At 67.1% G+C, this 24,349-nt stretch carries 27 protein-coding genes; 8 read left to right on the top strand and 19 right to left on the bottom strand.

The genetic code is table 11. From position 1 onward, the window contains the following. The 9 genes from A9Z05_RS09535 to A9Z05_RS09495 all read right to left on the bottom strand — a co-directional run bounded on the left by A9Z05_RS09535 (position 1) and on the right by A9Z05_RS09495 (position 7,633). On the bottom strand, positions 1–627 hold the full coding sequence (locus tag A9Z05_RS09535; RefSeq protein WP_006478627.1) for a DUF47 domain-containing protein: 627 nt from the start codon (positions 625–627) through the stop codon (positions 1–3). 138 nt (positions 628–765) lie between these two features. Continuing rightward, on the bottom strand, positions 766–3,189 hold the full coding sequence (gene dnaB / locus A9Z05_RS09530; RefSeq protein WP_069617858.1) for a replicative DNA helicase: 2,424 nt from the start codon (positions 3,187–3,189) through the stop codon (positions 766–768). A 140-nt stretch (positions 3,190–3,329) separates the two neighbouring features. After that, positions 3,330–3,782, bottom strand: a complete 453-nt coding sequence (rplI, locus tag A9Z05_RS09525; protein ID WP_006486256.1) for a 50S ribosomal protein L9 — start codon at positions 3,780–3,782, stop codon at positions 3,330–3,332. Positions 3,783–3,809: 27 nt separating this feature from the next. Continuing rightward, positions 3,810–4,085 (bottom strand): 30S ribosomal protein S18, encoded by a 276-nt coding sequence (rpsR, locus tag A9Z05_RS09520; RefSeq protein WP_004193360.1) that lies wholly within the window; start codon positions 4,083–4,085, stop codon positions 3,810–3,812. A gap of 4 nt (positions 4,086–4,089) precedes the next feature. Continuing rightward, on the bottom strand, positions 4,090–4,389 hold the full coding sequence (gene priB / locus A9Z05_RS09515) for a primosomal replication protein N (protein WP_011549649.1): 300 nt from the start codon (positions 4,387–4,389) through the stop codon (positions 4,090–4,092). Between the two features lie 40 nt (positions 4,390–4,429). After that, positions 4,430–4,804, bottom strand: a complete 375-nt coding sequence (gene rpsF, locus A9Z05_RS09510; RefSeq protein ID WP_006486255.1) for a 30S ribosomal protein S6 — start codon at positions 4,802–4,804, stop codon at positions 4,430–4,432. A 227-nt stretch (positions 4,805–5,031) separates the two neighbouring features. Then, positions 5,032–5,928 (bottom strand): anti-sigma factor, encoded by an 897-nt coding sequence (locus tag A9Z05_RS09505; protein ID WP_069617857.1) that lies wholly within the window; start codon positions 5,926–5,928, stop codon positions 5,032–5,034. Further along, on the bottom strand, positions 5,918–6,553 hold the full coding sequence (locus A9Z05_RS09500; RefSeq protein ID WP_069617856.1) for an RNA polymerase sigma factor: 636 nt from the start codon (positions 6,551–6,553) through the stop codon (positions 5,918–5,920). Before A9Z05_RS09500 ends, A9Z05_RS09505 begins: the two co-directional genes overlap by 11 nt. Before the next feature lie 168 nt (positions 6,554–6,721). Next, positions 6,722–7,633, bottom strand: coding sequence for a LysR family transcriptional regulator (locus tag A9Z05_RS09495; protein ID WP_069617855.1), 912 nt, complete (start codon positions 7,631–7,633; stop codon positions 6,722–6,724). Between the two features lie 170 nt (positions 7,634–7,803). On the opposite strand from A9Z05_RS09495, the gene gcl reads away from it, so the two are divergent. The 5 genes from gcl (at position 7,804) to lysM (ending at position 12,303) form a co-directional block, all read left to right on the top strand. Next, complete coding sequence (gcl, locus tag A9Z05_RS09490) at positions 7,804–9,579, top strand: glyoxylate carboligase (protein WP_069617854.1); 1,776 nt, start codon at positions 7,804–7,806, stop codon at positions 9,577–9,579. Positions 9,580–9,618: 39 nt separating this feature from the next. Then, positions 9,619–10,428, top strand: a complete 810-nt coding sequence (gene hyi, locus A9Z05_RS09485) for a hydroxypyruvate isomerase (RefSeq protein WP_069617853.1) — start codon at positions 9,619–9,621, stop codon at positions 10,426–10,428. 41 nt (positions 10,429–10,469) lie between these two features. Then, complete coding sequence (locus A9Z05_RS09480; RefSeq protein WP_069617852.1) at positions 10,470–11,363, top strand: 2-hydroxy-3-oxopropionate reductase; 894 nt, start codon at positions 10,470–10,472, stop codon at positions 11,361–11,363. A 332-nt stretch (positions 11,364–11,695) separates the two neighbouring features. Further along, complete coding sequence (locus A9Z05_RS37690) at positions 11,696–11,821, top strand: hypothetical protein (protein WP_256121933.1); 126 nt, start codon at positions 11,696–11,698, stop codon at positions 11,819–11,821. A gap of 11 nt (positions 11,822–11,832) precedes the next feature. Next, the gene (lysM, locus tag A9Z05_RS09475) at positions 11,833–12,303 is read left to right on the top strand and encodes a peptidoglycan-binding protein LysM (protein ID WP_069617851.1); all 471 of its coding nucleotides are present in this window, start codon (positions 11,833–11,835) and stop codon (positions 12,301–12,303) included. 90 nt (positions 12,304–12,393) lie between these two features. Here the strand turns inward: lysM and A9Z05_RS09470 are convergent, their stop codons facing one another. Beyond that, on the bottom strand, positions 12,394–13,416 hold the full coding sequence (locus A9Z05_RS09470; RefSeq protein ID WP_069617850.1) for an asparaginase: 1,023 nt from the start codon (positions 13,414–13,416) through the stop codon (positions 12,394–12,396). Positions 13,417–13,687: 271 nt separating this feature from the next. Here A9Z05_RS09470 and A9Z05_RS09465 point away from each other — a divergent pair, with 271 nt between their 5' ends. The 3 genes from A9Z05_RS09465 to A9Z05_RS09455 all read left to right on the top strand — a co-directional run bounded on the left by A9Z05_RS09465 (position 13,688) and on the right by A9Z05_RS09455 (position 15,523). Continuing rightward, the gene (locus A9Z05_RS09465) at positions 13,688–13,978 is read left to right on the top strand and encodes a PsiF family protein (protein WP_011549641.1); all 291 of its coding nucleotides are present in this window, start codon (positions 13,688–13,690) and stop codon (positions 13,976–13,978) included. Between the two features lie 259 nt (positions 13,979–14,237). After that, positions 14,238–14,687 carry a membrane protein gene (locus tag A9Z05_RS09460; protein ID WP_012328676.1) on the top strand — a complete coding sequence of 150 codons (450 nt, stop codon included), beginning with the start codon at positions 14,238–14,240 and terminating at the stop codon, positions 14,685–14,687. Between the two features lie 248 nt (positions 14,688–14,935). Continuing rightward, the gene (locus A9Z05_RS09455) at positions 14,936–15,523 is read left to right on the top strand and encodes a YSC84-related protein (protein ID WP_050013250.1); all 588 of its coding nucleotides are present in this window, start codon (positions 14,936–14,938) and stop codon (positions 15,521–15,523) included. Positions 15,524–15,646: 123 nt separating this feature from the next. Here the strand turns inward: A9Z05_RS09455 and A9Z05_RS09450 are convergent, their stop codons facing one another. From A9Z05_RS09450 to mltG, 9 genes are all read right to left on the bottom strand, one after another. Further along, positions 15,647–16,711, bottom strand: coding sequence for a glycosyltransferase family 4 protein (locus A9Z05_RS09450; protein WP_069617849.1), 1,065 nt, complete (start codon positions 16,709–16,711; stop codon positions 15,647–15,649). Between the two features lie 280 nt (positions 16,712–16,991). Beyond that, entirely contained in the window at positions 16,992–18,167 is a 1,176-nt protein-coding gene (locus tag A9Z05_RS09445; protein ID WP_069617848.1) for an AAA family ATPase, read from the bottom strand. A gap of 42 nt (positions 18,168–18,209) precedes the next feature. Beyond that, positions 18,210–19,382 carry a mechanosensitive ion channel family protein gene (locus tag A9Z05_RS09440; RefSeq protein ID WP_069617847.1) on the bottom strand — a complete coding sequence of 391 codons (1,173 nt, stop codon included), beginning with the start codon at positions 19,380–19,382 and terminating at the stop codon, positions 18,210–18,212. A gap of 89 nt (positions 19,383–19,471) precedes the next feature. Further along, on the bottom strand, positions 19,472–19,828 hold the full coding sequence (locus A9Z05_RS09435; RefSeq protein WP_006485939.1) for a Rap1a/Tai family immunity protein: 357 nt from the start codon (positions 19,826–19,828) through the stop codon (positions 19,472–19,474). A 122-nt stretch (positions 19,829–19,950) separates the two neighbouring features. Further along, positions 19,951–20,661, bottom strand: a complete 711-nt coding sequence (locus A9Z05_RS09430; RefSeq protein WP_069617846.1) for an ankyrin repeat domain-containing protein — start codon at positions 20,659–20,661, stop codon at positions 19,951–19,953. 43 nt (positions 20,662–20,704) lie between these two features. After that, positions 20,705–21,484: a TatD family hydrolase gene (locus A9Z05_RS09425; RefSeq protein WP_069617845.1), complete on the bottom strand. Its 780-nt coding sequence runs from the start codon at positions 21,482–21,484 to the stop codon at positions 20,705–20,707. Positions 21,485–21,625: 141 nt separating this feature from the next. After that, a complete protein-coding gene (locus A9Z05_RS09420; protein ID WP_069617844.1) occupies positions 21,626–22,654 on the bottom strand; it encodes a DNA polymerase III subunit delta' in 1,029 nt (342 codons plus the stop codon). Positions 22,655–22,673: 19 nt separating this feature from the next. Continuing rightward, positions 22,674–23,294 (bottom strand): dTMP kinase, encoded by a 621-nt coding sequence (gene tmk / locus A9Z05_RS09415; RefSeq protein WP_006478605.1) that lies wholly within the window; start codon positions 23,292–23,294, stop codon positions 22,674–22,676. Further along, positions 23,294–24,313, bottom strand: coding sequence for an endolytic transglycosylase MltG (mltG, locus tag A9Z05_RS09410; RefSeq protein ID WP_069617843.1), 1,020 nt, complete (start codon positions 24,311–24,313; stop codon positions 23,294–23,296). The genes tmk and mltG overlap by 1 nt, the downstream gene beginning before the upstream one ends. Between the last annotated feature and the right edge of the window lie 36 nt (positions 24,314–24,349).

The following is a 24,349-nucleotide window of genomic DNA, read 5'->3' as shown; positions in this document are numbered from 1 at the left end:
TCAGGCGTTTTCCAGCACGATGCCTTCGATGATGTTCGCGACGTCTTCGCACTTGTCGGTGATCTCTTCGAGCAGCTCGTAGATCGCCTTCAGCTTGATGAGCGTCTTCACGTCGTCTTCCTCGCGGAACAGCTTCGACATTGCCGCGCGCAGCACGCGATCGGCCTCCGACTCCCAGCGGTCGATTTCCTCGCACTGCTTGAGGATCTGTGCCGACTGCTTCATGTCGGACAGCAAGCCGACGGCCTGCTGCACGTGCTGTGCCGACTGCGTGACGATGTGCGCAAGCTGGCTCGCCTCGGACGTGACGGACTGCACGTCGTACAGCGACACGGCCGTCGCGACGTCTTCCATCAGGTCGAGGATGTCGTCCATCGTCGTGATGAGCTTATGGATCTCGTCGCGATCGAGCGGCGTGATGAAGGTCTTGTGCAGCAGATCGATCGCCTCGTGCGTGAGCTTGTCGGCGGCCTTCTCGGCAATTTGCACGTTTTGCTTGTGAATCTCGGCGTCGGCGAGATTGTCGATCAGCAGTTCGAGTTCGCGGCCACCGGAAACGATGTGCTTCGCGTGCGCGTTGAAGAGTTCAAAGAACTTGCCCTCGGTGGGCATGAATCGACCGAACATGGGATTCCTGAGAGATTGTCAAACTACTGTCACGAAAACGGGCGACATTGTACCGGTTTCGGTCCCGACGCGACGTGCGCATATGCGCACGCCGGGATTGGATACAACAATTGGCGAAATAGGTGTTTACAACCGGCTTTACTCGCCGTAGAAGGTCTGCGCCCCGGCAAAATTGTCGAACTTCGTGTATTGCCCCAGGAACGTGAGCCGAACGGGCCCGATCGGACCGTTACGCTGCTTGCCGATGATGATTTCGGCCGTCCCCTTGTCGGGGCTGTCCGGATTGTAGACCTCATCGCGATAAATGAACAGGATCACGTCCGCGTCCTGTTCGATTGCGCCCGATTCGCGCAAATCCGACATCACCGGACGCTTGTTCGGGCGCTGTTCGAGGCCGCGGTTCAGCTGCGACAGCGCGATCACCGGCACGTCGAGCTCCTTCGCGAGACTCTTCAGCGAGCGCGAGATTTCCGAAATTTCGGTCGCGCGGTTCTCGCCCTGCGACGAACCCGACATCAGCTGCAGGTAGTCGACGATGATCAGGCCGAGCTTGCCGCACTGACGCGCCAGGCGTCGCGCGCGCGAGCGCAGCTCCATCGGGTTCAAGCCGCCCGTCTCGTCGATGAAGAGTTGCGCCTCGCTCATCTTCTGCACCGCGTGCGTCAGCTTCGGCCAGTCCTCGTCCGTCAGGCGGCCCGTGCGCATCCGGTGCTGATCGAGCCGGCCGATCGAGCCAAGCATACGCATCACGAGCTGGGTGCCCGGCATTTCCATCGAGAACACCGCGACCGGCAACCCGTACTCGACCGCGACATATTCGCCGATGTTCATCGAGAAGGCCGTGTTGTGCGTGACGACGTAATCGTCGGTCACGTACAGCCGAGACGGATGCGAAACCGAGATGCACTGCGTGGCGGTCCGGCGCGACGGCTCGATACCCGTAATCACCGGCAGCTTGCGGCGCGTCCGCCCGGCCGTCAGCCGCTCGCGCTTGCCCTCGAACAGGAACAGGTTCTGCGGATCCGGATGACTGATCGTGCAAATGTAAGCCGTCGCACCGGCCTTGCGTTCGCCGTCGACCGTGAAGCTCGTCGCCTTTTCGGCAACCTGGCACCACGCACCGAGCGAACGCGCCAGTTCGCGCACGTCGCTCGCCAACTGCGCACTGGCGGTCGAATAACGCACCGTACCCCACGATTCGACCCAGCCATCCGTGTCGAGCAGCCCGCGCAACACATCCAGCCGCGTGTCCTTGTCCGCATCGAGGTAGAGACGCGGGATGAACTTGTCGTAGCTCGTCCTTCCCCACACACCGAGTTGCTCGAGCGCAGCCTTGAGCGGGTTGGCGGACGGCCGGGCCGCGGTGGCCGTCGACGGCCGGCGCTTGATGCGCCAGTCGTACTGGCCCGCGTATTCAAGTTCGAGCGACGCGTCGACACGCTCGCGCATCCGGTTCAACGTTTCCTCGGCCTTCACGCTGAAACGCACGGCAGTCCCGCCGAGCGCACCGTCGCCCAGCAGCGCGCCGAGTACCCACGGGTCAACCGGCAGCGCCTCGCGATGACCAAACTCGCCGCTCGGCATGTCGATCCACAACCGGTTCCGGTAGCGTTCGCGCGTCAGCAACGTACGAATCTCCGCGGTCGACAGCACACGGGGCTTTTCCCACTCGCGGAAATGGACGCACCACAGGTGTTCGTCGCAGCATTCGGCCGAACGCCCATCCGAAAAGCGGACCCGATACACCTGGCGTTCACCCTGCGGATAGATGCCGGTCACGATCGACGGTGCGCCGTCGACCGAAGCGAGCGCATCACCGACCGCCAGCTCGCCCATCGGCTTCCAGCCCGTCAACGTCCTGACGCGCGCGTCGAGCGGCTGCGCCTTACCCATCGACGGGCGCCCCGCCACGATGATCAGTTCGCCGCCATGCATCCCGGACGTCATCCGGTCGAGGTCGACGAAGCCCGTCGGCGTGCCGGTGACGTCGCTCGGGTTCGCGGTGTGGTACAGCGTGTCGATGCGCTCGACCACCTGCGTGAGCAGCGGGCCGATCTCGAGGAAGCCCTGGTTGCCGCGCGCGCCCTCTTCGGCGATCGAGAACACCTTCGATTCGGCCTCGTCGAGCAGCTGGCGGACTTCCTTGCCCTGCGGATTGAACGCGTCGGCCGAAATCTCGTCGGCGACCGACACCAGCCGGCGCAGCACCGCGCGGTCGCGCACGATTTCCGCGTAGCGGCGGATGTTCGCCGCGCTCGGCGTGTTCTGCGCGAGGGCGTTCAGGTAAGCGAGCCCGCCGACGTCGTCGGCCTTGCCGGACGTGGTCAGCGCTTCGTACACGGTCACGACGTCGGCCGGGCGCGTCGACGCGATCAGGCGGCCGATGTGCTCGTAGATGATCCGGTGGTCGTAGCGGTAGAAGTCGCCTTGCGACAGGAAATCGGCAATCCGGTCCCAGGCCGCGTTGTCGAGCAACAGGCCGCCGAGCACCGACTGCTCGGCTTCCACCGAATGCGGCGGGACTTTCAGCGATTCGATTTGGGGATCTTGCGGCGCGTTCATGGGTTGGGATTATCGCGAATAGATGGCGGCAGCGCTACCACCGCTTGCCGGCGAGCGGGCAATAAAAAAGGCAGGCCCCGGTTACCCGGGCGCCTGCCCTTGTCCGGACGGCGGAAGCCGCCCGGCAAGCTTGCGCACGCTTACGCGTGGTCGCCGATCACGTTGATCGTGACGTCGACGACGACGTCCGTGTGCAGCGCGACTTGCACGTTGTGCTCGCCGATCATCTTCAGCGGGCCTTCCGGCATGCGCACTTGCAGCTTCTCGACTTCGTAGCCTGCCTTCTTCAGCAGTTCCGCGACGTCGCCGTTCGTGACCGAGCCGAACAGACGGCCGTCCACGCCCGACTTCTGCGTGATTTCGAACGACTGGCCGTTCAGCTTCTCGCCGACTGCCTGCGATGCCGCCAGCTTTTCAGCGGCGATCTTTTCGAGTTCAGCGCGGCGCACTTCGAATTCGGCGATCGCTTCCTTCGTTGCACGGCGAGCCTTGCGGTTCGGGATCAGGAAGTTGCGAGCGTAACCGTCCTTGACCTTGACGATGTCGCCGAGGTTGCCCAGATTGGCGACTTTTTCCAACAGAATGATTTGCATTCGAATTCTCCTTATTGCGTCGCCTGATTACGCCTTGTGCTGATCGGTGTACGGCAGCAGCGCGAGGAAACGCGCACGCTTGATCGCCGTATCCAGCTGACGCTGATAGTGCGCCTTCGTACCCGTCAGGCGAGCCGGCGTGATCTTGCCGTTTTCGCCGATGAAGTCCTTCAGCGTTTCCGTGTCCTTGTAGTCGATCTGCTCGACGCCGGCAGCCGTGAAACGGCAGAACTTCTTGCGCTTGAAGAGCGGGTTTTGTTGCTGACGACGCTTGTCGAATTTCTTACCAGTCGGGCGGGCCATGATTTCAGTCCTTTCCTGTGTCCTGCAATGCAGTGATGTGAAACACCAAGGTTCTCGCGTTGCGGCTTTTCTTGGCCAGGAAGCCCGTGAACAGCGTCTCGACGCCCATTTCACGACTTTCCAGCTTGCCGCTCGCCTCACCGGCCGCCACCGCCTCGATCGTCATTTCGACCTGACGGGGAATGCCTGCTTCGACGACTTCCGTGCGGTGATGCAACGTGGCGCTTGCGATCGGAACGCCGGCCGGCGTGTATCGCACCGGTGCGCGTTCGACGACGCTCGCCGTCAATTGCAACCTGTTCACGTGAGTGGCGCGCTCCTTGATGGCTTAATAAGTGACGAACTTAAGCCTGCGCTTCGGCCGGCTGAGCGGCAGCCGCCTTCTTGGCTTCTTCGCGCTGAACTTCCTTCATCATCGGCGACGGGCCGGTTTCGGCCTTCTTCATCTTGACGATGAGGTGACGCAGCACGGCGTCGTTGAACTTGAACGCGTGTTCGAGTTCGTCGAGCGTCGTCTGGTCGCACTCGATGTTCATGCAGACGTAGTGAGCCTTCGCGAGTTTCTCGATCATGTAGGCCAGCTGGCGACGGCCCCAGTCTTCGACACGGTGGATCTGACCGCCGTGCGACGTGATCGTGGACTTGTAGCGCTCGATCATCGCGGGCACTTGCTCGCTTTGATCCGGGTGCACGATGAATACGATTTCGTAATGACGCATACACACTCCTTGTGGATTAAAGCCACCCGGGCGTCTGAACCGGTGTGGCAAGTGAGAAGCCGAAGATTCTAACCCGGTTACGGGGCGCATGCAAGGTCAATCGACGATTCGCCGACTGATTCGGCCGTGTTTTCAAAGACTTGAACGGTATGCGGGCCCGTGACCGCCCTGGCCCCCTTCCGCGGCCGGGGTCGGAACACAGGCGCGCCGCGCCCTGGCCCGCATGGTCATTCGCCGCGCGCGCCGGCAAGCCGCGCGTCGAGCGCCGTCCGGAACGCCGCGAGCGCCGACGGCTCGGCGTCGGTCACCGCCCACCACGTCATTCCGGCCGCGTTCCAGCGGTCCAGCGCGTACCCCTGCGACACGGTCGCGTACGGGGCCGCCGGCCGTTCGCCGTCCGGCTGCACGTAGACGTCGACCACGTGCTGGCGGTGGCGGTAGACGAGCACCGCGACGCGGCGCCGCCCGACGTAGTCGAGCCGGCCGCCGACCAGCGCGAAGCCGTCCTTGGCGAGATCCTCGACCGGCGGCGCGTAGTCGAGCCGGCCGTTGAACCACGGCTTGACCGTGTGCTGGTCGGTCGAGATCACGTCGATGTCGCGCGCCGACAGGTCGGCCCGCACATGGCTCGCGACGAGCTCGTCGACCGTCCGGTCGGTGTCGGCGTGGCGGCCGGACCATGCCATTCCGCCCGCCGCCGCGACCGCCATCAGCAGCGCGACGCCCCAGCCGAGGCCCGGCCACGCGGCCACGCGCGGCCCGGCGCCGGTCGATCCAGGGCGTGCCGGCCCGCCCCGCCCGGTCAGCCAGGAGAACCAGTCGCGTCCACGCGGCCGCCGGGGCGGCGCCGACTGCCGTTCAGGCCGCGGCGCGGCCCGCGACGGCTCACGGGCAGGCGCGTCGGCCGCTGCCGGCAGGCTCGCGAGGAGGCTCGCCCGCAGCGCGTCCGGCGCGCGGTGATAGTCGGCCTGGCGCACCGCCTGCACCAGCGTGACGATCCGCGCGCGTTCGCGGCGGCACGCCTCGCACCCTTCGACATGCTGCTGGACCCGCAACGCATCAGGCGCCGACAGCTCGCGGTCGACGTCCGCGTCCAGCAACGCTCGCGCTTCGTTACAGTCCATCGATAGCCTCCGATGCGGTTCCGCCCGCCGGCGCACGGCCCGGCCGGCCTTCGGTCGCCGGCGCCCCGCCCAGCAGCGCGGCAAGCTTGCGCCGGCCGCGCGCGAGCCGCGACATCACCGTGCCGACCGGCACGTCCGCGATCGCGGCGATCTCGCGGTAGCTCAGGTCCTCCATCTCGCGCAGCACGAGCACCTCGCGGTATTCGGGCGGCAGCTTCGCGAGCGCCGCGTTCACGAGCCGCACGTTCTCGCCGCGCAGCACGTGCGCGAGCGGGTCCTCCGTCGACGGCTGCCAGTCGTCGGGCACGTCGGCGTCGTCGAGCGTGTCGGGCAGCGCGACCTCGTGCGCATGCGTGCGCCGCCGCCATTCGGTGTACCAGGTGTGGCGCACGATCGTCAGCAGCCACGGCCGCGCGTTGTCGCCGCGACACGAGTCGACGAAACGCAGCGCGCGCATGCACGCGTCCTGCACGACGTCGTCCGCGTCGCCGGCACTGCCGCTCAGCCAGCGCGCGAGGTTGTACGCGGCGTCGAGATGCGGCAGCACGAGCGCGCGAAACCGCTCGCCGCGCGCGAGTGCATCGTCCGCCGCCCGGTCATCGACCGCCTGTCCGGCTTGCCCCACATGGCCTCCCTGGTCCCGGCGGCCGACGCCGCGCCCGTTGCGCGCACGGCGCCCGGACAGACCGGCAACGTGCGCGCTCGATGACCTTACCGCTGCTGCGTCGAGTTTATTCCCGCGCCGCGCGCATGAAGCGTAAAAAATCGCCGAATGGCCGGGCGGCCCGTCGCGTTACGGCGTGGTGCTCCAATAGCCGGGGCGCGCATACGCTTCGCGCAGATAGTCGATGAAATAGCGCACGCGCGCCGGCACGTAGCGCTGCTGCGGGTAGACCGCGAGGATGTCGTAGTCGGGCAGCGCGTACTCGTCGAGCACGGTCTCGAGTTCGCCCGTTTCGAGCTGCGCGGCGATTTCCCACGTCGAGCGCCAGCCGAGCCCGAGCCCTTCGGCCACCCAGCGGTGCAGCAGCTCGCCGTCGTTGCAGTCGAGATTGCCGGTCACGCGGATCGTCGCGATCTTGCCGTGGCGCTGGAAATACCAGCCGCGGTTCTGCCCGCCCTGCAGGTTGAACGCGAGACAGTTGTGCCTGAGCAGGTCGTCGAGCGATTTCGGCCGGCCGTGCTGGCGGAAATACCCGGGCGTGCCGCACACCACGCGCCGGTTCGACGCGAGTTTCACCGCGACGAAGTTCGGATCGACCGCGCCGCCGATCCGGATCGACAGGTCATAACCCTCGCGCACGAGATCGACGACGCGGTCGGTCAGGTTGAACGACAGCTGCATCTCCGGTTTGTCGGCCAGGAAGCCGGGCGCGTGCGGCGCGACGTGCTTGCGCCCGAACGCGGCCGGCGCCGACACGATCAGGTGCCCGCTGACCGCGCGCCGCCCGGCGGCCAGCTCGTTCTCGGCCTGATCCCATTCGGACAGCAGCCCGCGGCAGCGTTCGAGAAACGCGGCGCCCTCTTCGCTCACCACCAGCCGCCGCGTCGAGCGATACATCAGCTTCACGCCGAGGCGCTTCTCCAGTGCGTCGATGCGCCGCCCGAGCACCACCGGCGACACGCCCTCCTCGAGCGCGGCCGCCGCGAGGCTGCCCGCGTCCGCGACCCGCACGAACGTCTCGATCTGCTTGAAACGATCCATTTGCTGCCTCCGCCCCGGCTCCGACACCGGCGCGAAGCCCGCCCGGCCGTCATTCCATACTTTTAGTTTCGAAATAAGCGACTTCGGCTGATCTTATCAAACCTTTCCTGCATCCCTACAGTGTTCCCAACAGACCGATTCGCAAGATCCGACTATCCAAGGAGACATTCATGGCCAAGATGAGAGCCGTCGACGCAGCCGTACTCGTGCTCGAGAAGGAAGGCATCCAGACCGCGTTCGGCGTGCCGGGCGCCGCGATCAACCCGTTCTATTCGGCCATGCGCAAGTCGGGCGGCATCAGCCACGTGCTGGCGCGCCACGTCGAAGGCGCATCGCACATGGCCGAAGGTTTCACGCGGGCAGCGCCGGGCAACATCGGTGTGTGCATCGGCACGTCCGGCCCCGCCGGCACCGACATGATCACCGGCCTCTACTCCGCGTCCGCCGACTCGATTCCGATCCTCGCGATCACCGGCCAGGCGCCGCGCGCGCGCCTCTACAAGGAAGACTTCCAGGCCGTCGACATCGAGTCGATCGCGAAGCCGGTCACGAAGTGGGCCGTCACCGTGCGCGAACCGGCGCTCGTGCCGCGCGTGTTCCAGCAGGCGTTCCACCTGATGCGCTCGGGCCGTCCGGGCCCGGTGCTGGTCGACCTGCCGATCGACGTGCAGCTCGCCGAAATCGAATTCGACATCGACACGTACGAACCGCTGCCGGTCTACAAGCCCGCGGCCACCCGCGCGCAGATCGAGAAGGCGCTCGCGATGCTCAACGACGCGGACAAGCCGCTGATCGTGTCGGGCGGCGGCGTGCTCAACGCGGCGGCCGAAGAGCTGCTCGTGCAGTTCGCGGAAACGGTCGGCGTGCCGGTGATCCCGACGCTGATGTCGTGGGGCGCGATTGCCGACGACCACCCGCTGATGGCCGGCATGGTCGGCCTGCAGACGTCGCACCGCTATGGCAACGCGACGCTGCTCGCGGCCGACTTCGTGCTCGGCATCGGCAACCGCTGGGCGAACCGCCACACGGGCAGCGTCGACGTCTATACGAAGGGCCGCAAGTTCGTGCACGTCGATATCGAACCGACCCAGATCGGCCGTGTGTTCGGCCCGGATCTCGGCATCGTGTCCGACGCGAAGGCCGCCCTCGAGCTGTTCGTCGCGGTCGCTCGGGAATGGAAGGCCGCCGGCAAGCTGAAGGATCGCAGCGCGTGGGTCGCGGCATGCCAGGAACGCAAGCGCACGCTGCAGCGCAAGACGCACTTCGACAACGTGCCGGTCAAGCCGCAGCGCGTGTACGAAGAGATGAACAAGGTGTTCGGCCGCGATACCTGCTACGTCAGCACGATCGGCCTGTCGCAGATCGCCGCCGCGCAGTTCCTGCACGTGTTCAAGGCGCGCAACTGGATCAACTGCGGCCAGGCCGGCCCGCTCGGCTGGACGATCCCGGCCGCGCTCGGCGTGCGTGCGGCCGACCCGAGCCGACCGATCGTCGCGCTGTCCGGCGACTACGACTTCCAGTTCATGATCGAGGAGCTCGCGGCCGGCGCGCAATTCAAGCTGCCGTACGTGCACGTCGTCGTGAACAACTCGTACCTCGGGCTGATCCGACAGGCGCAGCGCGCGTTCGACATGGACTACTGCGTGCAGCTCGCGTTCGACAACGTGAACGCGCCGGAACTGAACGGGTACGGCGTCGACCACGTGGCGGTTGCCGAAGGCCTCGGCTGCAAGGCGTTGCGCGTGTTCAAGCCGGAAGAGATCGAGCCGGCGCTGCGCCAGGCGCAAACGCTCGCGGAAGAGTTCAGCGTACCGGTGGTCGTCGAGGTGATTCTCGAACGCGTGACGAACATCTCGATGGGTACCGAAATCGACGCGATCAACGAATTCGAGGATCTCGCCGAAAAAGCCGAGCACGCACCGACCGCGATCTCGATGCTCGACTGAACCGCACGACATTCTTGACCGACCGAAGAGGCTTAGCTCATGCCGAAGTTTGCTGCAAACCTGACCATGCTGTTCAACGAAGTGCCGTTCCTCGACCGCTTCAAGGCGGCCGCGGACGCGGGTTTCGACGCCGTCGAGTTCCTGTTCCCGTACCCGTACGCGAAAGAGGCACTCGCCGAGCGGCTCGAGTCGCACCGCCTGCGTCTCGTGCTGCACAACCTGCCCGCCGGCAACTGGGATCAGGGCGAGCGCGGCATCGCGTGCCTGCCCGATCGCGTCGGCGAGTTCCAGGAAGGGGTCGGCCGTGCGATCGACTACGCGAAGGCGCTGAAGGTGCCGCAGCTGAATTGCCTGGTCGGCATCCCGTCGGCGAGCACCGCGCGCGACAAGACTTTCGTGACGATCGTCGACAACCTGCGCTTCGCGGCCGATGCGCTCAAGCGCGAAGGCATCCGCCTGCTCGTCGAGCCGTGCAACCGCTTCGACATCCCCGGCTTCGCGCTGAACCGCTCGTCGGAAGGGCTCGACGTGATCCGCGCGGTCGGTTCGGACAACCTGTTCCTGCAGTACGACATCTATCACATGCAACGCATGGAAGGCGAACTGGCCGCGACGATCGAACGCAACCTCGCATCGATCGGCCACGTCCAGCTCGCGGACAACCCCGGCCGCAACGAGCCGGGCACCGGCGAAATCAACTATGCGTTCCTGTTCGCGCTGCTCGACCGGCTCGGCTATGCCGGCTATGTCGGCTGCGAATACAAGCCCCGCACCACCACGACGGAAGGCCTCGGCTGGCTGCAAAGCGTGGCCGGCTGCGCACCGGCCTCGGCGCGTCGCGCCGCCTGAGTCGCGCCCTTCCCGTTTTCAGCCCTATAGGAGACATTCACATGGCAACCATCGGTTTCATCGGCCTCGGCATCATGGGCGCGCACATGGCGCGCAACCTGCTCAAGGGCGATCATCGGCTCGTCGTGAACGGCGCGTTCCCGATTCCGGACGATCTGCGCGGCAGCGCGAAGGTCGTCGCGAACTCGACCGAAGTCGCGCAGCACGCGGACATCATCATCTCGATGGTGCCGGACACGCCCGACGTGCGTAACGTGCTGTTCGCCGACGACGGCGTCGCGAAGGGCCTGACGGCCGGCAAGCTCGTGATCGACATGAGTTCGATCTCGCCGCTCGACACGCAGGCATTCGCGAAGCAGATCAACGCGCTCGGCTGCGACTACCTCGACGCGCCGGTGTCCGGCGGCGAAGTCGGCGCACGCGAAGCGACGCTGACGATCATGGTCGGCGGGCCGGAACAGGCGTTCGAGCGCGCGAAGCCGCTGTTCGAGAAGATGGGCAAGAACATCACGCTCGTCGGCGACAACGGCGCGGGGCAGACCTGCAAGGTCGCGAACCAGATCATCGTCGCGCTGAACATCGAAGCGGTCGGCGAAGCGCTGCTGTTCGCCGCGCGCTCGGGCGCCGATCCGGAGCGCGTGCGCCAGGCGCTGATGGGGGGCTTCGCCGCGTCGCGCATCCTCGAAGTGCACGGCGCGCGGATGACCAAGCGCACGTTCGATCCGGGCTTCCGCATCGAGCTGCACCAGAAAGACCTGAACCTCGCGCTCGACGGCGCGCGCAAGCTCGGCCTCGCACTGCCGCACACCGCGAGCGCGCAGCAGCTGTTCAGCGTGTGCGCATCGCACGGCGGCAAGGCGTGGGATCACTCGGCGCTCGTCCGCGCGCTCGAGATCATGTCGAACTTCGAGATCGGCCAGACGCCGGCCGCGTAACGCGGAGGCAGCAACGCGCGTTTGTGCTGCGATGGCGGCCGCGCGCGACGCATGCACGCGACCCGGCCGCGGCCGGTCGCGGCCGGTCGCATCGGTGCGCGACATCACGCGCATCACGGTGGGGCGCCCCGCCCTGCATTGCCAACGGCATGCGGGACGGGGCGAAAAACGCCGCTCTGGGCTGAGAGCGGCGTGGTGGGGTCCGCAGCGGCACCCGGCGGCGCCGGGGAAGCCTTGGTCGGTCAGACGTCGTCGTCGGGTGTCCGCCTGTCGGATTTCGCGTATTACATTTCTTTACGTTCGAGCGTGCGATTTTTCATGCATTCGTCGCGATGAACGCCTACACTTTCGCCACGCCTTTCGAGAAAACCGCCGCGCCTGCGTTCCCGTCCGGGGTCCGCATCCAGCGCGGTGTTTTTTTCGCCACTTCACGGCGCGTTTTCTTTTCAACCACCTAAGGAGTGCAACGATGGGTCTTCTTTCGTTTATCAAGGAGGCGGGTGAAAAACTGCTGGGTCACGCCGATGCACAGGCAGCGGAAGATCCGAATGCCGCGAACCAGACCGCGGCCGATGCGATCAAGAATTACATCAACTCGCAAGGTCTCGACACGTCGAACCTGACCGTCGCGTTCGATGGCGCATCGCGCACCGTCACGCTGTCGGGCAGCGTCGCCGATCTCGACACGAAGGCGAAGGTCAAGGTCGCGGCCGGCAACGTGCAGGGTGTCGCGGGCGTCAACGACGACAATCTGCAGCCGGACGATCCGGAAGTGCGATACCACGACGTGAAGCCGGGCGACACGCTGTCGGCGATCGCCAAGGAAGTGTACGGCGACGCGAACAAGTATCCGGCGATCTTCGAGGCGAACAAGCCGATGCTGTCGAGCCCGGACCGGATCTACCCGGGCCAGAAGCTCGTGATTCCGCCGCAGTCCTGAGCGTTCGCGCAGCACTGACGCAAAAATGGCAGGCCCTTGGCCTGCCATTTTTTTATGCGCGCCGCGCGCCGCCCGAGCGGCGGCCATCGGTCACAGCGTGTCGAATGCGCGTTGCAGTGCGTCGCGATCGTGAATGCCGTTCGCGAGCGCGAGCATCAGCAGCACGCGCGCCTTGAACGGATGGAGCGAGCCCGCGCTCACGAAACCGAGCGCATCGTCGCTCGCGGCGCCGTTGCGCATCACGTGCCCCGAACCGACGCGCGATGCACGGACCACCGCCACGCCCGCGCTCACCGCATCGGCGAGCGCCGTCTGCAGCGTCGCATGGATCGACCCGTTGCCGGTGCCCGCGACGACGAGGCCGCGCACGCCGGCCGCGACGAGCGCGTCGACGGCCGTGCGCGTCACGCCCGCATAGCTCGCGACGACTTCGACCGCCGGCCAGGTCACGGCAATCGCCAGTTGCGCGTCGCGCGCGCGCGTGACGCGGCGCGCGAATTCGACGCGACCGTCCTGCACCCAACCGAGCGCACCAAGCTCCGGCGACTGGAACGCGTCGACCGCATACGTGCTCGTCTTCACGACGTCGCGCGCGCCATGGATCCGGTTGTTGAACGCGACCAGCACGCCTTGCCCGCGCGCGGCCGGATGGGCGGCCACCGTCACCGCGTTCAACAGGTTCAGCGGGCCGTCGGACGACAGCGCGGTCGCCGGCCGCATCGCGGCCGTCAGCACGACGGGCTTGTCGCCCCGAACGACCAGATGCAGCGCGTATGCGGTTTCCTCGAGCGTATCGGTGCCGTGGGTGATCACGATGCCGTCGATGGCCGGATCGGCCATCAGCGCGTCGATCCGCGCGGCGAGCGTATTCCACAGCGGCAGCGCGAGATCCTTGCTGTCGATGCTGGCCACCTGCTCGGCGTCGATGCGTGCGACCGACGCAAGCGCCGGCACGGCGTCGACCAGAAAATTGACGCCGAGCGCGCCGGCCTGATAGCCGGCCGTGCTGGCCGCGTCGGGCGCGGCGCCGGCGATCGTGCCGCCGGTGGCGAGTACGGCGATGCGCGGCAGCGCCGCCGCGGACGAAGGGGATGCGGTGTTCGGTGTATTCATGGCCGCGATTGTAATGGCTCCCGGCCATGTGCCGGCAGGTTCCGGCGCGGCGGCCGGTGCCGGCCGCCCCGCATCATGGTTTGTCCCGACCTACCGGCCGCGTGCGCCGTCAACGGGCATGGCGTCCGCAACGTTATAGAAAGTGCCGTTCTGGTGTTTTCACCTTGATTTGCCATAATCGGAACGTGTGGTGCGATGTGGCCCTGTCCTCATCGCGTCGTGCTTCATGACGGCGTCGATCACACGCAATTCACCCCATGGGAGTGTCGAAATGAAAATCCAATCGCTCGTAGCCGCAGTGCTTCTCGGCGGCATGCTGGCTTCCCCCGCATTCGCGGCGAACAGCCAGCAGGACAAGATGAAGGCCTGTAACACGCAGGCAGCCGGCAAGACGGGCGACGAACGCAAGGCGTTCATGAAGGACTGCCTGTCGGCGAAGCCCGCGAAGGCGATGACGCAGCAGGAAAAGATGAAGGCGTGCAACACGCAGGCCACCGGCAAGAAGGGCGACGATCGCAAGGCGTTCATGAAGAGCTGCCTGAGCAACCAGCCGGCCGCCTGAGTTCCGGCGCTCCCGTCTCGGATGCCGCGCCCCGCTTCGGCGGGCGCGGCATTTTTCGTTTTCGTTGCACGCGCATCGACCGACGCATTCCTGCCCTTCCCACCCCGTTTTTCCGGTCCGCCGCCGCGGCGGCGCCACATGGTGCGGCAATTCGCCGCGTTTTCTTCTATGATGGCTGCAACGCGGCCCACCCAAGACCAAGAAGCGCCATCGGGCCGCCCTCGAGACAGACGCGCACGCGCGTCAAACGGAGGCTTGGATGGCATGGAGACAACACCGCTGGTTCCGCCGCTGGCTGATCGTGATCGTGTTCTGGGCGGTGCCCGTCGCGATCATCGCCGTGCGCGAGATCCGCGAGGAAATGGCGTACAACAAGGCGGACCTGCAGCTTGCGCTGACCACCTGGCAGCTCACCGACGCGCAGCAGGCCGCCGGCGCCGCCGCGAAGTGCCACGGGGATCCTGACGAAGCGCGCGCGGCCGGCTGCCCGGCCGACGTGCTCGCCGCCAACGCGCCGCGCCAGCAGGCGGCCCGCGACGAATACGTGGTGCGCCGCAATACGCTCGCCGGTTACCTGTGGCATGCGTTCGTCGGCTACTGGGTCGTCCCGGCCGCGTTCCTGTTCGCATGCGGCGTCGTGATCGCGCTGATCCGCCGCGCGCTGCGCCGCCCGCCGATCAAGCCGCCCGTTCCGCCCGTCACGCACTGACACCGACGCACACTGCAAGCGCCGCCGCTCTCCGCTCGCGTTCGCCGCACGCGTTCGCCGCACGCCGACCGCGCGCCGGGCGCGCGTTGGCGCCGCTTCGTCCGTTGGCGCGCCGCGACACCCCCGCGCGATTTGACGCTTTTTCACACGGCAACGAAAAGAGGCCCTAATCCGCTGTGATATAACTGCCGACGTGATCCGCTCCTTGAGCGAGACTCACTCCGAACATCATCCGATGGAGAACAACGATGCAAAAACGGACTCTTGTGCTCAAAGCCGCCGCCGCGCTGATCGTCGGTAGCCTCGCGCTCACCGGTTGCACCACCACCCCGGACAAGCCGGACAACGCCGCGACCAACGCGTCCAAACGCCAGTCGATCGATGCGAGCGTCGACGCCACGCTGTCGCGCATGTACTCCACCGTCAAGGGTTCGCGCGAGCTCGTCGCGAAATCGCGCGGCGTGCTGGTCTTCCCCGAAGTGCTCCAGGCCGGCTTCATCGTCGGCGCCCAGTCCGGCAACGGCGCGCTGCGCGTCGGCGGCAGCACCGTCGGCTACTACAACACGTCGTCGCTGTCGGTCGGCCTGCAGGCCGGCGCGCAGTCGAAGGCGGTCGTGTTCCTGTTCATGACGCAGCAGGCGCTCGACGAATTCCGCAACTCGGACGGCTGGGCAGCCGGCGCCGGCGCATCGGTCGCACTCGTGAAGATGGGCGCGAACGGTGCGGTCGACTCCAACACGGCCACGGCGCCGATCCAGGTCGTCGTGCTGACCAACGCCGGTCTGATGGGCGATGTGTCGATCAACGGCACGAAGGTCACGAAGCTCAAGATCTGACGTCGACGCACTGCCCGCGCGCATTGCGCGCGGGGCATGCGCAAACGGCGATGTCCTTGCGGGCATCGCCGTTTTTTTATCCGCCGGCGCCGCGCGCCACGTCGGTCAGGTTGGCCAGGCCGATCAGGTCGTCGAGTCGATCACCTTGAAGCGCGAGCGTTTCTGCGCGCGGATCACGGACTGGTACACGTCGACGTACTGCTGCGCCATCCGGCGCGACGTGAAGCGCTCCTCGAAACGCTGCCGCACGCGCGCACGCGGCAGCAGGTGCAGCCGGTTCACGGCGGCCACCGCGCTGATTTCATCCTCGACGATGAAACCCGATACGCCCTCGTCCACCACTTCGGGCACCGCGCCGCGGTTGAACGCGATCACCGGCGTGCCGCACGACATCGCCTCGATCATCACCAGGCCGAACGGCTCCGGCCAGTCGATCGGAAACAGCAGCGCATGCGCGCCCGACAGGAATTCGGCCTTCTCGTGATCGGCGATCTCGCCGATGTATTCGACGTGCGGCAACGCGAAGAGCGGCTTGATCTCGCGGTCGAAGTATTCCTGGTCGGCCGTGTCGATCTTCGCGGCGATCCGGATCGGCAGCCCGCACTGGCGGGCAATGCGGATCGCGGTGTCGACGCGTTTTTCCGGCGAGATGCGGCCGAGGAACGCGAGATAGCGCGGCTCGACGGGCTGCGGCATGTACAGCGTATCGGGCAGCCCGTGATAGACGGTCGTCAGCCATTTCGCCTGCGGCAACGGCTGGCGCTGCGAATTGGAAATCGAGATCACCGGCGCCGTGTTGAACGTGTCGAACACCGGTTGCTGCTCGGGCAGGTCGAGCCGGCCGTGCAGCGTCGTCACGTAAGGCGTTTCCTGCCGGTTGAAGACCGAGAACGAGTAATAGTCCATGTGGAAATGGAGCACGTCGAAATCCTTCGCGCGGCGCGCGACCGTCTCCATCAGCAGCATGTGCGGCGCGACGCGGTCGCGGATCGACGAATCGAGCCGCAGCGCGCGCGGCCACACGGGCTCGAGTTTCGCCCGCGTCGTCGAATCCCCGCTCGCGAACAGCGTCACGTCGTGGCCGAGCTCGACGAGCGCCTCGGTGATGTAGGACACGACGCGCTCCGTGCCGCCGTACAGCTTCGGCGGCACGGATTCGGTCAGCGGGGCGATCTGGGCAATTCTCATGGTCCACGTCTCCTGTGTCCTGTCCGTTACGGCCCGACCGGGCCGCACTCGCGCGCGCCGTTCCCTGTCCCTGCCGTGCCGGCCGGCCTGGCGCCGGCCGGATATCTCATTATTATTCGCGATCCCGGGAAGCGGAACCGCAGGTCTTGCATTTTTTGGGGGTTGTTACAGACCGGATACATTCGACCGATCGGCCCCGGGCCGCTTCCCCCCGGGCCCGACCGGGGCCGATCCGGCGCCGCCGGACGCCGATCCCGCCCCCCAGCACGCGATCGGCCTGTCAACGCGACGGCCACTTCCACGGCGGCAGGTCGCGCGAATCGGCATCGACGAGCGCGGTCGCGCCGAGTTGCTTGTCGAGCACCAGCGATTCGCAGCCGGCCTCGCGCTCGAGCGTCGCGATGAGCCGCGCCGCGTGCGACACGACCAGCACCTGCGAGTGCCGGGCCGCCTGCGCGATCAGGCGGCCGAGCGCCGGCAGGAGATCGGGATGCAGGCTCGTCTCCGGCTCGTTCAGCACCATCAGCGCGGGCGGCCGTGGCGTCAGCAGCGCAGCCGCGAGCAGCAGGTAGCGCAACGTGCCGTCGGACAGCTCGGCCGCCGCCAGCGGCCGCAGCAGCCCCGGCTGGCGCATCAGCACGTCGAAGCGGCCGCGGCCGCCCGGATTGTCGATCTCGACCGACGCGCCGGGAAACGCGTCGTCGATTGCCGCGTCGAGCGCCGCCGCGTCGCCGATTTCGCGGATCGTCTGCAGCGCGGCGGCCAGATCGGCCCCGTCGTCGGCGAGCACCGGCGTATGGGTGCCGATGTGCGACTGGCGCGCCGGCGCCTGCGCATCGGTCCGGAAATGGTCGTAGAAGCGCCACGAACGGATCCGTTCGCGCATCGCGATCATCTCGGGCGCACCGGTCGGGTCGGCGAATTCGGTCATCATGCTGTCGAAGCTCGCGACCGGCTGCGGAATCGTCTGCCAGTCGCCCGATGCAGTGCGCGCACGGATCTGCGCGCCCTGCCGGTCGACCAGCAGCGTGGACGGGCGCGGCACCGCGCCGCCCCAGATGCATTCGCGCTTGATCACCGGATCGAGCGCGAACTGCGAATGGCTCGGCAGCGGCAGGCCGAGATCGATCGAATAGCCGAAATCGTCGCACGCGAAGCCGAGCTTCAGGCTCACCGGGCCACTGCGCACGGTGCCCGTCACCGGCGCCTCGCCGGCCAGCATCGCGCGCGAAAAGCGCTCGGGGCCGGCCCACAACGTCGACGGCAAGCCGCCCTCGCGCGCGAGCGACGGGATCACGCGACCCTGTGCGGTATCGGCGAGCAGCCGCAGCGCGCGGTACACGCTCGACTTGCCGCTGCCGTTCGGCCCCGTGACGACGTTGAGCGCCGCGAGCGGCACGATCAGCTCGCGCAGCGAGCGGTAATTGGCGATGGCGAGCGTCTTCAGCGCGGTCATGGGAATGGGAAACGGGGAATCGCAGCAGGCGCCGGGCCGCCTTCAGCGGCCGTCGACAGCCTGCGGATCGGCTGCGGTGTTGGCCGCCGTGCTGGCGGCAGGCGACCGCGCATGCGGCCGTTCGGGATTCGGCGCGTCCGGCGCCGATTCGTGCGGATACAGTTCCATCCGGCTGCGCGGCAGGCATTGCGGATAGCGGTTCTGCAAATAGGCGATCAGCCCTTCGCGCACGCGGCAGCGCAAATCCCAGCACGACGACGAATCGGCCGCGCTGACGAGTGCGCGCAGCTGCATCGTGCGCTCCGTCGCGTCGGTCACCTGCAGCACCTGCACGCGGCCGTCCCATTCGGGCGCGGCATGGACGAGCCGCGCGAGTTCCTCGCGCAGCGGCGCGAGCGGCGTGCGGTAGTCGACCGACAGATAGACGGTGCCGATGATTTCCGCGCTGCTGCGCGTCCAGTTCGTGAACGGGTTCTCGATGATCCACTGCAGCGGCACGACGAGACGCCGCTGGTCCCACAGCCGCACCGATACGAACGAGCCGGTGATTTCCTCGATGCGCCCCCACTCGCCCTGGATCACGACCACGTCGTCGAGCCGGATCGGCTGCGTGAGCGCGATCTGCAAGCCCGCGATCAGGTTGCCGAGCACCGGCCGCGCAGCGATACCGGCGACCAGCCCGGCCACACCGGCCGACGCCAGCAGGCTCGCGCCGATCTGGCGTACGTTCGGAAACGTCATCAGCGCGGCGCCGGTGCCGATGATCACGATCAGCACCATCACGGTCCGCACGAGCACCTTGGCCTGCGTATGGACGCGCCGCGCCTGGAGGTTGTCGGCCGTATCGATCGGATGGGCCTGGATGATCGCGTCGCCGACGCCGGCCGCGAGCCGCACGAGCAGCCACGTGAGCGACACGATCGAGCCGACCGCGGCCGCGGTGCGCATGCCGCGCACGAACGACATGCCGTCGTCCGCCTGGACCCACAGGAACTCGAGCGCCAGCAGCGCCAGCACGACGAGCGACGGTTTGTCGATGTAGCGCAGGATCGCGCTCATCAGCGGATACGGCTGCGCGATGCGCTTCACGATGCGTGCGCCGAGGCGGTGCACGACCGTGACGACCAGTATGACGATGACCGACACGCCCAGCGTGCCGAGCCACGAATGCAACGGCGCATCGGCGATGCGCTGCAGTTCCTCGATTGAAATCATCGGCGCCCTCGAGTGATGAAGCGCACAGGCTTCGTCCTGGATGCGTCGGCGACGTCCGGGCTACGCACGCGCCCGGACACGGCGTCAGATCAGTTTCCGCTCCTGCAGGGAAACGCCTTGCCGAGACCGAGCGACACCGCGGTGCTCGCGTTGTAGTCGGCCAGCTTCGGATTTTCCGCGATGTACTTGCGCACCGCGTCCGTCATCTGTTGCGCCCGGATGTCGGGCGGCAGGCAGAAGTACTGGCCGACGCGCGGCCCCGTGGTGCCGCCGATCGCATCGATCGTGTTATAGACGCCGTCGGCGGCGCCTTCGATATAGGCCGCGCACGACGCCCGCGACTTGACGTCCGTCTTCGCGCACAGCCGGTCGAGATCCGCGCCCGTGAAAGCCGCCGCCGACAACGGCACGGCAAACGCCGCGGCACAAAACATTGCGCGCAACATGGTGTTCCTTCTTATGTCAATGCGGCCGGAGACCGCCTGCTGCCTTGGCCGGTGCGGCGCCGGACGCCCGGCTCCGGCCGGAAAGCCGGCCGGGCGGACACGCGCCGCCGCACCAAAAACCGTTATTTTGCACTCTTTTGAGCATCTGCCGGCGTCGCCGCACCGATACGCGTCGTCCGCTTGCTCAGAATCTCGATCGCGTCCGGCGCGTTGTAGTGCTTCGCGAACTCGAGCGCGGTGATGCCGAGCTGGTTCTTCACCTGCGGATCGGCGCCCTGGTCGAGCAGCAGCGTGACCGTCGACGCATGGTTGCCGCGCGCGGCCATCATCAGCGGCGTCGTGCCGTTCGGCGAGGCGGTGTCGATGTACGCGTCGTGGTCGAGCAGCACCTTGACGACCGCGTCCTGGCCGTTGGTCGCCGCGTAGTGCAGCGGCGCCCAGCCCTTCTTGCTCACTTCCGCGCCCTTGTCGATCAGCAGCTTGACGAGGCCGAGGTCGCCGTTCAGCGACGCGAGCATCAGCGCGTTTTCACCGGCCTTGTCTTCCTTCTCGAGATCGACGTTCGGCGTCGTGGCGATCGCCGCCGCGACCTTGTCGGACTTCTCGCGTGCGGCGATCACGAGGATCGGGTCGCCGTTCGGCGCGATCGTGTTCGGGTCGAGCTTGCCGCTCTTGAGCTGCTTGCCGATATCGGCGATGTCGTCGAACTTGACGGCCTTGACGATCGCGTCAAGCGACTCGGCATGCGCGCCGGCGGCGGCGAACAGGCCGCTCGCGACGAATGCGGCTGCAACGAGTGCGCGTTTGGGCAGATGGTTGGTCGGCTTCGTCATTGTTGTGGGCTCCTTCCCTGGGTTGTCGGCTGCGCGCACGTCGTTAGCGGGCGATCTTGAACAGCCGGAAAAAGTTCTGCGTCGTCGCATCGGCGAGCGCCTCGACGGCGATCCCGCGCTCGGATGCGATAAAGCGTCCGACATGGCTGACGTACGCAGGTTCATTCGGCTTGCCGCGATACGGCACCGGCGCGAGGTACGGCGAGTCGGTCTCGATCAGCAGCCGGTCGAGCGGCACGCGCCGCGCGACGTCCTGCACGTCGGTCGCGTTCTTGAAGGTGACGATGCCCGACAGCGAGATATGGAAGTTCTGCGCGAGCGCCTGCTGGGCGACCGGCCACGGCTCGGTGAAGCAGTGCATCACGCCGCCCGGCACGTCCGCGCGCTCCTCGGCCATGATGCGCAGCGTGTCTTCCGACGACGAACGCGTGTGGATGATCAGCGGCTTCATCGTCGCGGTCGCCGCGCGGATATGCGTGCGAAAGCGGTCGCGCTGCCATTCCATGTCGGCGATCGAGCGGCCTTCCAGACGGTAGTAGTCGAGGCCGGTTTCACCGATCGCGACGACCTTCGGATGCGCGGCCAGCTCGACCAGCTCCGCGAGCGTCGGCTCGCGCGCGTCCTCGTGATCGGGATGCACGCCGACCGAGGCGTACACGTTGTCGTGCGCTTCGGCGATCGCGAGCACGTCGGGCAGCGTCTCGAAATCGACCGACACGCACAGCGCGTGCGTGACGTCGTGCTCGCGCATGTTATCGAGAACGGCCGGCAGGCGGTCGGCCAGGCCCTTGAAATTGATGTGGCAGTGAGAGTCGACGAACATCGTGTTTCCTGAATACGTGAGACGGGCGCTCATGCGCCCGCCGGCATGCGGCACCGGGCGACGCAGGCGGGCCGGCCGGCCACGGTCGCGCCGCCGCGTGATCCGCTCATCGTTTCGCAACCCATCGGAAACAATATCGGATCAACCAAACATTTCCCGATATCCGAGAAACAATTCCTCGAATACGAGCCGTGCGTTGAGCGGATGGTTCTCGACCGTCCGCTGCCGCGTCACGGCCTTCATGAAGCGCGCGAATGCATTCGCGTCGACCGCTTCCGCGCAGCGCGCCAGGGCAGCCGCGTGCGTCGGGAAGTAGCGCGGCGCGCCGGCCATCCGCTGCGCGAGCAAATCGTACAGCCAGCGCTGCAGCCAGCCGAGCACCAGCGGCACCGGCAGCTTCTGCAGCGCTTCACCGCAGGCGAACGGATCGCAGCCCGCGCCGGCGGCCAGTTGCCCCAGCGTGTAATCGCGCAGCGGGCGGTTCTCGTCGCTCGCGAGCGCCAGCGCGGCGAGCGGCGCGCCGCCGGCTTCGGCGAGCAGCGCGCTGGCGTGGTCCACGCCCTGCGCCGCGAGCCACGCGGCGGCGGCCTCCGGCGCCGGCACGGTCATCGGCCACTGCCGGCAGCGGCTGATGATCGTCGGCAACAGGCGGTCGATGCGCGCCGACACGAGCAGGAACACGACGCCCGGTGGCGGCTCCTCCAGCGTTTTCAGCAGCGCGTTCGACGCGGCGACATTGAGCGCCTCGGCCGGATACAGCACGACGACGCGTGCGCCGCCGCGGTGCGAACCGACCCCGCAGAAGTCGAGCAGCGCGCGCACCTGCTCGATCTTGATTTCCTTGCTCGGCGCCCGCGTCTTCTTGCCGCCTTCGTCCGCGTCGGCCGGCTTCGCATCGTCGGCCGCGCCCGGCGCCTCGCCCGCCAGCGCCTCGGGCAGCACGATCCGGTAGTCCGGATGGTTGCCCTGCGAGAACCAGTTGCAGGCCGCGCAGGTACCGCACGGCTCGCCGTTCGGCTGCGGCGATTCGCACAGGAAGCCCTGCGCGAGATGCTGCGCGAACTGCAGCTTGCCGATCCCGGCCTGACCGTGCAGCAACAGCGCATGCGGCCATTGCGCGCGCAGTTGCTGCAGGCGGTTCCAGTCGTCGGTTTGCCACGGATAGATCATGGGGTGCGTTCCTTGCGGGTTACAGCGCGGCGAGCACGCGTTCGAGCTGCTGGCGGATCTCCGGGATCGATCGTGTCGCGTCGACGATCGCGAAGCGGTGCGGCGCCTCTTCCGCGCGCCGCAGGTATTCGGCGCGCGTGCGCGAGAAGAACGCGTCGGACTCGCTTTCGAACTTGTCAGGCATGCGCGCGGCGCCGCGACGCTCGCTCGCGACCTGCGGCGCGACGTCGAACAGCACCGTGAGGTCCGGCTGGAAACCGCCCTGCACCCAGCGCTCGAGCGTCTCGAGCTTGTCGCGCGGCAGCCCGCGGCCGCCGCCCTGGTAAGCGAACGTCGCGTCGGTGAAGCGATCCGACACGACCCAGTCGCCGCGCGCGAGCGCCGGCTCGATCACGAGCGCGAGGTGCTCGCGACGCGCGGCGAACATCAGCAGCGCTTCCGTCTCGAGATCCATCGGCTGGTTCAGCAGGATCTCGCGCAGTTTCTCGCCGAGCTGCGTGCCGCCCGGCTCGCGGGTCACGACAACCTGCCGGCCGGCCGCGGCCAGCCGGCCCTGGAGGCGTTCGCAGAACCATTGCAGGTGGGTGGTCTTCCCCGCCCCGTCGATGCCTTCGAACGTGATGAATTTACCGCTCGCCATTATTGACCTCGTATGTACTTGTCCACGGCCTTGTTGTGGTCGCCGAGCGTGTCCGAGAACACGCTCGTGCCGTCGCCCTTCGCGACGAAATAGAGCGCGCTCGTCGGCGCCGGATTGATCGCCGCCTGCAGCGCGGCGACACCCGGCAACGCGATCGGCGTGGGCGGCAGCCCGCGTCGGGTGTAGGTATTGTAGGGAGTGTCGGCCTGCAGGTCGCGCTTGCGCAGACGGCCGTCGTACGCATCGCCGAGCCCGTAGATCACCGACGGATCGGTCTGCAGCGGCATGCCGATGCGCAGCCGGTTCGCGAACACGGCCGCGACGAACGCGCGGTCGGCCGCGTGGCCCGTTTCCTTCTCGACGATCGACGCGATCGTCAGCATTTCGTAAGGCGTCTTGTACGGCAGCCCCGGCGTGCGCGCGGCCCATGCCTCGTCGATGCGCGTCTGCATCAGGCGGTACGCGCGCCGGTAGATGTTCAGGTCGCTCGTGCCCTTGTCGAACAGGTAGGTATCGGGGAAGAACAGCCCCTCGCCGCTGCCGCGCTGCACCGCGCTCTCCGATGCGCCGATCGCGCGCAGCAGCTCGGCGTCGCTCATGCCGGCCGTCGCGTGCGCGAGATCGGGGTTCGCGTCGAGCTCCGCGCGCATCCGCTTGAAGGTCCAGCCCTCGATGACCGTCGCGACGTACTCGTTCACGTCGCCGCGCGCGATCTTCTGCAGCACGTCGTAAGGCGTGATGCCGGTCTTGAATTCGTAGTTGCCCGATTTGAGCCGGCTCGACAGCCCGAGCACGCGCGTCATCGCGACGAACGCGAACGGCTCGACCGGCACGCCGCCGCGCTTGAGCTGCAGCGCGACGCTCTTCACGCTGCTGCGCGGCTTGATCGTGACGTCGAGCGATGCCGCGCCCAGCAACAGCGGCCGGGTCGCCCAGTAATACCCGCCGCCCGCGCCGGCAGCGGCCACAACGACGGCCAGCGCCACGATCGTCGCGGCGCATTTCTTCAGTAGGGACATGGAAACGTGACTCAGGTAAGACCCATATAATACTTG

The sequence above is a fragment of the Burkholderia sp. A2 genome (assembly GCF_001729305.1).
Taxonomy (GTDB): Bacteria; Pseudomonadota; Gammaproteobacteria; order Burkholderiales; family Burkholderiaceae; genus Burkholderia; species Burkholderia sola.
The sequence above is the reverse complement of the archived record's forward strand: the minus strand, read 5'-3'. Positions and strand labels throughout refer to the sequence as shown.

What these genes read in the sequence shown, in the direction of transcription:
- A9Z05_RS09535 (WP_006478627.1), bottom strand. Translation starts at nt 627, where the DNA reads ATGTTCGGTCGATTCATGCCCACCGAGGGCAAGTTCTTTGAACTCTTC.
- dnaB (WP_069617858.1), bottom strand. Translation starts at nt 3,189, where the DNA reads ATGAACGCGCCGCAAGATCCCCAAATCGAATCGCTGAAAGTCCCGCCG.
- rplI (WP_006486256.1), bottom strand. Translation starts at nt 3,782, where the DNA reads ATGCAAATCATTCTGTTGGAAAAAGTCGCCAATCTGGGCAACCTCGGC.
- rpsR (WP_004193360.1), bottom strand. Translation starts at nt 4,085, where the DNA reads ATGGCCCGCCCGACTGGTAAGAAATTCGACAAGCGTCGTCAGCAACAA.
- rpsF (WP_006486255.1), bottom strand. Translation starts at nt 4,804, where the DNA reads ATGCGTCATTACGAAATCGTATTCATCGTGCACCCGGATCAAAGCGAG.
- A9Z05_RS09505 (WP_069617857.1), bottom strand. Translation starts at nt 5,928, where the DNA reads ATGGACTGTAACGAAGCGCGAGCGTTGCTGGACGCGGACGTCGACCGC.
- A9Z05_RS09495 (WP_069617855.1), bottom strand. Translation starts at nt 7,633, where the DNA reads ATGGATCGTTTCAAGCAGATCGAGACGTTCGTGCGGGTCGCGGACGCG.
- gcl (WP_069617854.1), top strand. Translation starts at nt 7,804, where the DNA reads ATGGCCAAGATGAGAGCCGTCGACGCAGCCGTACTCGTGCTCGAGAAG.
- hyi (WP_069617853.1), top strand. Translation starts at nt 9,619, where the DNA reads ATGCCGAAGTTTGCTGCAAACCTGACCATGCTGTTCAACGAAGTGCCG.
- A9Z05_RS09480 (WP_069617852.1), top strand. Translation starts at nt 10,470, where the DNA reads ATGGCAACCATCGGTTTCATCGGCCTCGGCATCATGGGCGCGCACATG.
- A9Z05_RS37690 (WP_256121933.1), top strand. Translation starts at nt 11,696, where the DNA reads ATGAACGCCTACACTTTCGCCACGCCTTTCGAGAAAACCGCCGCGCCT.
- lysM (WP_069617851.1), top strand. Translation starts at nt 11,833, where the DNA reads ATGGGTCTTCTTTCGTTTATCAAGGAGGCGGGTGAAAAACTGCTGGGT.
- A9Z05_RS09470 (WP_069617850.1), bottom strand. Translation starts at nt 13,416, where the DNA reads ATGAATACACCGAACACCGCATCCCCTTCGTCCGCGGCGGCGCTGCCG.
- A9Z05_RS09465 (WP_011549641.1), top strand. Translation starts at nt 13,688, where the DNA reads ATGAAAATCCAATCGCTCGTAGCCGCAGTGCTTCTCGGCGGCATGCTG.
- A9Z05_RS09460 (WP_012328676.1), top strand. Translation starts at nt 14,238, where the DNA reads ATGGCATGGAGACAACACCGCTGGTTCCGCCGCTGGCTGATCGTGATC.
- A9Z05_RS09455 (WP_050013250.1), top strand. Translation starts at nt 14,936, where the DNA reads ATGCAAAAACGGACTCTTGTGCTCAAAGCCGCCGCCGCGCTGATCGTC.
- A9Z05_RS09450 (WP_069617849.1), bottom strand. Translation starts at nt 16,711, where the DNA reads ATGAGAATTGCCCAGATCGCCCCGCTGACCGAATCCGTGCCGCCGAAG.
- A9Z05_RS09445 (WP_069617848.1), bottom strand. Translation starts at nt 18,167, where the DNA reads ATGACCGCGCTGAAGACGCTCGCCATCGCCAATTACCGCTCGCTGCGC.
- A9Z05_RS09440 (WP_069617847.1), bottom strand. Translation starts at nt 19,382, where the DNA reads ATGATTTCAATCGAGGAACTGCAGCGCATCGCCGATGCGCCGTTGCAT.
- A9Z05_RS09435 (WP_006485939.1), bottom strand. Translation starts at nt 19,828, where the DNA reads ATGTTGCGCGCAATGTTTTGTGCCGCGGCGTTTGCCGTGCCGTTGTCG.
- A9Z05_RS09430 (WP_069617846.1), bottom strand. Translation starts at nt 20,661, where the DNA reads ATGACGAAGCCGACCAACCATCTGCCCAAACGCGCACTCGTTGCAGCC.
- A9Z05_RS09425 (WP_069617845.1), bottom strand. Translation starts at nt 21,484, where the DNA reads ATGTTCGTCGACTCTCACTGCCACATCAATTTCAAGGGCCTGGCCGAC.
- A9Z05_RS09420 (WP_069617844.1), bottom strand. Translation starts at nt 22,654, where the DNA reads ATGATCTATCCGTGGCAAACCGACGACTGGAACCGCCTGCAGCAACTG.
- tmk (WP_006478605.1), bottom strand. Translation starts at nt 23,294, where the DNA reads ATGGCGAGCGGTAAATTCATCACGTTCGAAGGCATCGACGGGGCGGGG.
- mltG (WP_069617843.1), bottom strand. Translation starts at nt 24,313, where the DNA reads ATGTCCCTACTGAAGAAATGCGCCGCGACGATCGTGGCGCTGGCCGTC.